General features: G+C 38.8%; 7 protein-coding genes. 6 read left to right on the top strand and 1 reads right to left on the bottom strand.

Annotation, left to right across the window (positions count from 1 at the left end):
• Positions 1 to 1,247: chromosomal replication initiator protein DnaA (gene dnaA, locus HMPREF9625_RS05135; protein ID WP_016361590.1), on the bottom strand; the 1,247-nt coding region annotated here is incomplete at its 3' end.
• A gap of 531 nt (positions 1,248 to 1,778) precedes the next feature.
• Here dnaA and rpmH point away from each other — a divergent pair.
• From rpmH to mnmE, 6 genes are all read left to right on the top strand, one after another.
• Complete coding sequence (gene rpmH / locus HMPREF9625_RS05130) at positions 1,779 to 1,922, top strand: 50S ribosomal protein L34 (RefSeq protein ID WP_009535926.1); 144 nt, start codon at positions 1,779 to 1,781, stop codon at positions 1,920 to 1,922.
• Between the two features lie 63 nt (positions 1,923 to 1,985).
• The gene (gene rnpA, locus HMPREF9625_RS05125) at positions 1,986 to 2,327 is read left to right on the top strand and encodes a ribonuclease P protein component (protein WP_009535925.1); all 342 of its coding nucleotides are present in this window, start codon (positions 1,986 to 1,988) and stop codon (positions 2,325 to 2,327) included.
• A gap of 138 nt (positions 2,328 to 2,465) precedes the next feature.
• Positions 2,466 to 2,678 (top strand): membrane protein insertion efficiency factor YidD, encoded by a 213-nt coding sequence (gene yidD / locus HMPREF9625_RS05120; RefSeq protein WP_009535924.1) that lies wholly within the window; start codon positions 2,466 to 2,468, stop codon positions 2,676 to 2,678.
• 17 nt (positions 2,679 to 2,695) lie between these two features.
• Positions 2,696 to 4,012: a YidC/Oxa1 family membrane protein insertase gene (locus HMPREF9625_RS05115; RefSeq protein WP_009535923.1), complete on the top strand. Its 1,317-nt coding sequence runs from the start codon at positions 2,696 to 2,698 to the stop codon at positions 4,010 to 4,012.
• Positions 4,013 to 4,030: 18 nt separating this feature from the next.
• On the top strand, positions 4,031 to 5,068 hold the full coding sequence (gene jag, locus HMPREF9625_RS05110; protein ID WP_009535922.1) for an RNA-binding cell elongation regulator Jag/EloR: 1,038 nt from the start codon (positions 4,031 to 4,033) through the stop codon (positions 5,066 to 5,068).
• Positions 5,069 to 5,299: 231 nt separating this feature from the next.
• On the top strand, positions 5,300 to 6,667 hold the full coding sequence (mnmE, locus tag HMPREF9625_RS05105) for a tRNA uridine-5-carboxymethylaminomethyl(34) synthesis GTPase MnmE (protein ID WP_009535921.1): 1,368 nt from the start codon (positions 5,300 to 5,302) through the stop codon (positions 6,665 to 6,667).
• Positions 6,668 to 6,708 lie beyond the last annotated feature (41 nt).

Genomic DNA, 6,708 nt, shown 5'->3' with positions numbered 1-6,708 from the left:
AAAAGTTCTCCTACAGTAACTAGGGGAACATTGGTCATCTCTCTGCAAAGATACATCGCAATCTGCCTGGGATAAGCAATGTTTTTCTTTTTCGTTGGAGATGCCAGGTCTGAAAGATTTAAGTTATAATAATCCGCTACAATTTCTATAATAATCTTCGGAGTTATTTCTCTTCTTTCACTTGGCGTAATGTGATCCTTTAAAAGTTCTTCCGCCAGAGCCAAGGTAATAGGCTGTTTAACCAGTCTCGATTTTGCTACGACCTTAGTCAATGCACCTTCCAACTCTCTTACATTGGACTTAATATTATCTGCAATGTATTTAATTACTTCATTATCAATATTGTAGCCTTCGAGTTCTTCCTTTTTACGAAGAATTGCCATACGAGTTTCCACATCGGGCATCTGAATATCTACAATCAGTCCGACCTCGAATCGCGAGCGAAGTCTCTCTTCCAGGTTGTCAATGTCCTTGGGCGGTTTATCGGAAGCAATAATAATCTGCTTTCTATTGTCATAAAGAGTATTAAAGGTGTGGAAAAATTCTTCCTGTGTTCCTTCCTTACCTATTAGGAATTGAATATCATCAATCAGCAAAACATCGAGTTCTCTATACTTCTTTCGGAATTCAGCAGGAGAGCTGTTATTTTTGTTTCGAATGCTGTCTACAAACTCGTTGATAAAGGTCTCCGATGTAACATAGCGAATCTTTGCATTTCTGTTTTGCTGTAAAATGAAGTGAGCAACGGATTGCATAAGGTGTGTTTTTCCAAGTCCTGCACCTCCGTAAATATAGAGAGGATTGTACTGTTCTCCGGGTAGTTCTGCAGTTGCTACACAGGCAGCATGGGCTAAATCATTGGAAGAACCTACTACAAAAGAATCGAAAGTATAACGGGAATTTAGATTTGCATTTTTTAGTGCATCTGTAAGACTTAAATCTTCTTTTTCTTCCTTTTTATAGAGAGAATCCAATCCGGCTTCATCAATAATCAAGACTTCGGTATTGATTTCCGTAACTTCCATAATGGCTATACGAAAAGAATCATTATATCTTTTTCTTATAATTGAAAGAGAAAAATGTTCCTTTGTGTTCATTAAAATGACAAGTTTGTTATCAACAAAATCATACGGTTTCATAGGAGCTATCCATAATTCGTATGTGACATCTGCCACGGGCGTGATTTCCCTTAACATATCCAATATTTCATTCCATTTATTTTTAATAATCTCTAAATCCTTTGTCATACTCCACCCTTTTAATGATTTATGAATAGATAGAAGAATAGCTTATTCATTCTACAGCATGGGGAATTCTTTATCAAGTTTGAAAGTCATAAGTTTAAAATGTGATTTTTTTTGTTTTTAAGAGTAAAAGAGTTCGACATGAGCATAGTTATCGATATTTTTGAACATTATCTGTGGATGAAAAAAAAATGTTTAAATGTTGATAATTTTTTATCCACATTTAAACCATTATAAACCGTGTATTTGTTAAAAATTGAGAGGATAAAAATATCAGATATCCACAAAAAATTAGCAAAATGTGGATATCTATTTTATTTGTTGATAAGTGGATAAAAATGTGGATAAATACGGAATTAATTTATAGATTTTTTTTCTTTCAAGTTTTTCTTGACGAGTATAGACAGGCTCAGTATAATAAACAACGATGTTTACCCAAAATTAGGAGTTTATTCGGGACCTTCGTAAGGACGAATAATTCCCGGAGAAACGATTGGTGGCTTATGCCATACACTATAAAAAGGGGGTGTCCGTATGCATAAGGGAAAAATGACTTTCCAGCCTAAGACCAGACAAAGAGCCAAAGTGCATGGATTCAGAAAGAGAATGTCCACTGCAAATGGTAGAAAGGTTTTGTCTGCCAGAAGAGCTAAGGGTAGAGCTAGATTATCTGCATAAGATGTAGAATACGAAATTTGAGGCCGCTGTAAAGCGGTCTTTCTTCAACCATGGAGATATTTAATGAAGCGATTTCCATCCATAAAATCCAATGTAGACTTTCAACATTGTTATAGAATAGGACGGTCTTGTGCCAATTCCTGTTTTGTGATGTATGTGATTGATAATCATCTTTCTTTTAACCGTTTGGGAATTTCTTGTTCTAAAAAGGTGGGGAATTCCGTTGTCAGACATGGAATCGCAAGAAAGCTTCGTGAAATATTCCGTTTACACAAGGAAATTGTTTTGGGTAAAGACATCATACTTGTGGTAAGACAAAAGGGAAAAGATTGTTCTTACTTTGATTTTGAAAAAGCATATCTGGAATTATGTAGCAGGCATCATATAATAGACAGAGAAGAATAAAAGAAAAAGACTTTTACTCTTTTTAGTATGGAAGGCCGTTTTCTAAAATTTTGACTTTTTGGTATAGTAAAATAAATATCTATTTAAATAGGAAGAAAGTCAGTTCAAAAATATGATTATCCTAGAAAAGGAGAGAGTATGAAGAGCGTTTTTTTAGGAATGATTCGATTCTATCAAAAGTTTTTATCTCCTTTAAAGGGACACGGCTCTTGTAAATACACACCGACTTGTTCTCAATACGCCTATGAAGCAGTGCAAAAATACGGTTGTGTGAAAGGTTTATGGTTGGCAATATGGAGGATTCTTCGTTGTAATCCTTTTGCCAAAGGCGGATATGATCCTGTTCCCTAAAGATGGAGGGAGAAAACTTGAATTATCTAATTTTGTTAACGAAAAATACTTGGAATTTTCCTATTTTTGGACCAATTTGGAATTTTATCGTAACTTTCCTTGGTCTGGTAATGAACTCAATTTACAGTTTCTTGGATCAAATCGGTATTCCGAATATCGGTTTAGCAATTATCTTGTTTACCCTTGTAACAAGAATTATTTTATTTCCGACTTCCTTAAAGCAGCAAAAATCCTCTAGGATGATGCAGATTATGCAGCCGGAGATTAAGGCGGTTCAGGAAAAGTATAAGAATATGACTGATCAGGCATCTATGATGGCTCAACAGACGGAGATGCGCGCTATATATGAAAAATATGGCACATCAATGACAGCAGGTTGTCTTCCTTTAGTCTTACAAATGCCTATTATTTTTGCTCTATATCGCATTATTATGAATATTCCGGCTTATGTACCGGCCGTAAAAACAATTTATGAAAATGTATCTTCCGCTATCGGCGGTGCGGATGCAGCGCAGGCGCTGGTAACTTTTGGCGAGAATAACGGTCTTAAGGCTGTTTTAAAAACCTTACATAATTTAGGCTTGGATGATCCGCAAAAGTATGACAGTACAGCAATACATAACTTTGTGATAGACTTTTTATATAAGTTAAACCCTGCACAGTGGGCTAAGCTCCCCGAGCTTTTTCCACAGGCGACTTCCGTTATTGAAACTGCCGCTACAAAGTCTGCAGAAATTAACAGTTTTTTGGGATTAAACTTGGCAACAGCACCTTCCGCTTATGGACTTAAGCCGAATATCTACTGGCTGATTCCGATTTTGGCAGGTCTTACACAATGGGCATCTACTGTGCTTATGCAAAAGCAAAGTATGCCGCAGGCCGCAGAGGGAGACCAGTCTGCACAGATGATGAAAAGCATGAATGTTATGATGCCTTTAATGTCTGTATGGTTCTGCTTCTCCTTTGCATCCGGTATCGGTTTATATTGGATTGCTTCTTCCTTATTTATGCTGATTCAGCAGCTTATTCTGAACTGGTATTTCGGAAAGAAAACCAACGAACAGCTTTTACAGGAAGCTATGGCAAAGGCAAATGAAAAGAGAGCAAAAAGAGGACTTCCTCCTATAGATGAAAAGTCTATTGAAAACCGTTTAAAATCAATGCAGGCGAAAGAAGATTCCGAGGAGAAGAATCGAATGGAGCGCATTGCAAAGCAGAGCCAGAAGACAAAGGATTCCACCGAGTATTATAATAAAAATGCAAAAGAAGGATCTTTAGCAAGTAAGGCAAATATGGTGCAGCTATATAATGAAAAATATGAAAAGAAGTCATAAAGCTTAGGGGGAAAAGCTATGGATAAAATCAGAGTATCCGCAAAGACAATGGACGAAGCCATTACCAAGGCAACCATTCAGTTACATACCACATCAGATAAAATTTCATATACCGTACTTGTGCAGGGAAGCAAGGGAATCTTAGGAATCGGTGCTAAGCCATGGATTATTGAAGCATTTCCAAAGGAAGAAGGCGCAGTAGAAGAAAAGCCTGTAGAGACAGTGATGCCAAGCAATGATGTGAAGGAAAGCAGGAAAGAGGAAAAAGTAGAGAAAGCTGAAAAAACAGAAGATAAAGAGCTTTCAAACGAGACGGTAACAGCTTCTGAGAACAAGAAAGAGAATTTTTTCAAGGAAAAGAAGCAGAACAATAGGAAGAGTGAAACGCAGAAGAGTTTTAGTCGCGGCGGTTATGATCCGATTCCTGCACCAAGAGAAAGAAAAGAAGATAGACGCTTTGAAGACAACAAGGCTATAGAGAATGCAGTTCCTGAAAAGAGAGAATTCCACCCCTTAACAGAAGAGGAAGTTGCGGAAAATAAAGAGAAAGCAAGACAATTCCTCTCTTCTATTCTTTCCGGAATGGAAATGGATGTGGAGATGCAGATGGAATTCCGTGAAAACAGCAATGAGCTCTATATCAATCTTGTAGGACCGGATATGGGAATCCTTATTGGAAAAAGAGGACAGACTTTAGACTCTTTACAGTATCTCTGTTCCTTAGTCTTAAATAAGGACCACAAGGAAGACTATCTTCGTGTAAAGCTGGATACAGAGGACTACAGAAAGAGAAGAGAGCAGACCCTTAGGAGTCTTGCAAAGAACATTGCCTATAAAGTCAAGAAGACGAGAAAGCCCGTAAATTTAGAGCCGATGAATCCTTATGAGAGAAGAATTATTCATGCTTCTTTACAAAATGATTCTCAAGTATCGACTAAGTCTGAGGGTGATGATCCGTTCCGTCATGTAGTGATTTTTGCTAAGAATGGTGGAAAGTTCCGTCAGGATAGAAGATTTAAAAACAGATATCCGAAAGAGAATCGGGCTGAAAATTAAATTAAGTATTAATGCATAACTAAAGACTTAGAGAATCATGGAATATCGGATTTTTTAATGAAACGAGATATCGCACGCTTTGCGAGCGATACTCGCTATGAATAAGAATCCCTTCGTGAAAGGAAGGCGTAGACAGACAAGTCGAAGTATTTCTTTCACGAGGGGATTTTTTCTCTCTGATTGCAAAGCGGAAAGAATATGAGTAAAATAAAAAGCTTAGGAGGTGAGACTGTGGATACAATCAGTGCCTTAGCTACCGCGCTAGTGGAAAGCGGAATCGGTATCATCCGTTTAAGCGGAGAGGAAGCCCTCTCCATTGCGGAGAAAATATTGAGAACCAAGAGCGGAAAGCCTTTGGATATTCGAGAAAGTCATCGCATTTGCTATGGCTTTGTTTATGATAAAGAGGAAGCGGTGGACGAGGTTTTGGTATCGACATTTTTAGCGCCGAAGTCCTATACGGGGGAAGATGTAGTGGAAATCAACTGTCATGGGGGCGTACTTCTCATGCAAAAGATTTTTACCTTAACGCTGAAAAATGGGGCGAGAGCCGCAGAACCTGGAGAATTTACAAAGAGAGCTTTTTTGAACGGAAGAATTGATTTATCGCAGGCGGAGGCAGTGGCAGACCTGATTGCGTCGAAAACCGAGGCGGGCATTCAAAGTTCTTTGGCACTCGTTCAGGGGGCTTTGGGAGAAAAAATCAAGGAATGCAGGAGTCTCATCTTAGAGGATACGGCCTTTATTGAAGCGGCACTCGATGACCCGGAACACATTTCCCTGGACGGCTTTTCGGAAAAATGCGCTCAGCACACGGAATATATATTGCAAGAAATAGAGAAACTCCTCCGCTTTCGTGAGGAAGGAAGAATGCTTACGGAAGGCATTCATACCGCGATAGTCGGAAAGCCCAATGCCGGAAAATCCTCTCTCTTAAACGCTCTTGTCGGTGCGGAAAAAGCGATTGTTACGGATATACCGGGTACAACGAGAGACACGGTAGAAGAAAATATCCGTCTGGACGGTCTTTCCCTGCACCTTATGGATACTGCGGGGATTCGAAATACGCAAGATATCGTGGAAGGAATCGGAGTTGAAAAGGCAAAGAAGTCCATAGAGCATGCGGACTTGCTCCTTTTTGTGGTGGATGCCTTAAAGGAATTTGAAAAAGAAGATGAAGAAATCCTTTCTCTTGTACAAGGGAAAAAGACCATTGTTTTACTGAATAAGACAGATCAGGAAACAGTCTTAACAAAAAAAGAGCTGGAAGAAAAAACAGGCCTTCCCGTTATTGCAATTTCCGCTAAAGAGTGGACGGGAATAAAGGAGCTGGGAGAAAAAATTCGGGAACTCTTCTTCTCCGGCTCACTCTCCTTTTCCTCTGAGATATTTATTCATAGCGAGAGACAGAGAGTGGATCTGGAAGAAGCGAAGAGAGCGCTTCTCGAAGTGAGAAACGGCCTTCGCTTATCTCTTTCCGAGGACTTTTTAAGTATTGATCTGATGGGTGCCTATAGCGCACTGGGACGAATTTTGGGAGAGGAAGTTTCCGAGGACCTTGTGAACGAGATTTTTGCAAAGTTTTGTATGGGAAAATAACTTGATTTTAGAATATTGATTTTTCTAAATAGTCTGTAGCG

This window comes from Oribacterium parvum ACB1, from assembly GCF_000238055.2.
GTDB lineage: Bacteria > Bacillota > Clostridia > Lachnospirales > Lachnospiraceae > Oribacterium > Oribacterium parvum.
This window is presented reverse-complemented; position numbering and strand designations above follow the sequence as displayed.

Bases quoted from the DNA above. Each gene is read 5' to 3' on its own strand.
- rpmH (WP_009535926.1), top strand. From the start codon at position 1,779: ATGCATAAGGGAAAAATGACTTTCCAGCCTAAGACCAGACAAAGAGCC.
- rnpA (WP_009535925.1), top strand. From the start codon at position 1,986: ATGAAGCGATTTCCATCCATAAAATCCAATGTAGACTTTCAACATTGT.
- yidD (WP_009535924.1), top strand. From the start codon at position 2,466: ATGAAGAGCGTTTTTTTAGGAATGATTCGATTCTATCAAAAGTTTTTA.
- jag (WP_009535922.1), top strand. From the start codon at position 4,031: ATGGATAAAATCAGAGTATCCGCAAAGACAATGGACGAAGCCATTACC.